Source organism: Pseudomonas sp. P5_A2_2 (genome assembly GCF_054177685.1).
The window spans coordinates 1-1,151 of record NZ_JBGCUL010001250.1; the positions used below are offsets into that span (position 1 = coordinate 1).

Below are 1,151 nucleotides of genomic sequence, written 5' to 3' on the forward strand. Positions count from 1 at the left end.
TCGTGCTGTCGGTGTACGCCATCGGCTCATGCCTGGCCGGGTTGGCGTTCGGCGCACTACGCTCGAAAGTGCCGCTGGCACGCCTGTTCCTGTACGGCGGGGTAGCGACGGCGGTGACCACCTTGCCGTTGCTGCTGGCGGTGAACATTTTCGGCTTGTCCCTGGCGGTGTTTGTCGCCGGCCTGTTTTTTGCCCCCACGCTGATTGTCGCCATGGCCCTGGTGGAGCAGATCGTGCCGCCGGCCAAACTCACCGAAGGCCTGACCTGGCTGGTCACCGGCCTGAGCATCGGCGTGGCGATCGGCGCCGCCGGCTCCGGCTGGCTGGTGGATGCCTTCGGCGCACGCAGCGGGTTCTGGCTGGCGATTGCGGCGGGGGCGGTGGTGCTCGGTTCCGCGATCCCGAGCTATCGCCATCTGAAATGAAGATCCATTGCTGGAAAACAGCCCCCCCTGTGGGAGCGAGCTTGCTCGCGATAGCGGAGTATCAGTCTAAATCATCAGTGCCTGACACACCGTCATCGCGAGCAAGCTCGCTCCCACAGGTTGTCTTGCACTGACTCAGATAACTAAGACGGATCAAGCCGATYCAGCGCCCGATTCACCGCCAGTTCCCCGAGCATGATCACCTGCGCAATCCCCAACAGCGCATGGCGACTTGTCCCCTGCAGATGATCCACCAGATCGTTGGCCATGACATTGGCCGAAGCCAGCGATTCGCACGCATGCACCAGCAGGGTTTCGGTACTGAGTTCGGGGTTGACGATGAACATGGAGCTGGGTGTGCGCGGAGTGGCCATGATGTTGGGGCCCGGGTTGAAGTCGTGATCGAGGGCGCGCTCGGCGGCTTCGTGGAATTGTTTTGAATCGGGGCTTTCGTACGGGGATGCCGGGTCGGAGTCCGGCGGATTTGGAGTAACTTTGAACATGATTTGGGTCCTGTAAGTATGAGCTACCACCGCTTCTCTACTAATAAGAAGGGTGGTAGCTGTGCGCAGGTTAGTAGACCGGGGACCCAAGGAGCCGGCGCGCCCGAGGGCGCCCTGCACACAGCCACCATAAAGTGCAGGGATGGGATACCTGACTGTTTGATGGGCTATGCGCCTTGAGTAACCACGGGCTACTAAACCCGATCACTGACAATCAGTGACC

At 61.0% G+C, this 1,151-nt stretch carries 2 protein-coding genes; one reads left to right on the plus strand and one right to left on the minus strand.

Annotated elements, in window-relative coordinates; genetic code table 11:
- Positions 1-425: MFS transporter (locus tag ACXRVY_RS30545; protein WP_458239145.1), on the plus strand; the 425-nt coding region annotated here is incomplete at its 5' end.
- 143 nt (positions 426-568) lie between these two features.
- Here ACXRVY_RS30545 and ACXRVY_RS30550 read toward each other — a convergent pair.
- Entirely contained in the window at positions 569-928 is a 360-nt protein-coding gene (locus tag ACXRVY_RS30550) for a DUF6124 family protein (protein ID WP_458239146.1), read from the minus strand.
- Between the last annotated feature and the right edge of the window lie 223 nt (positions 929-1,151).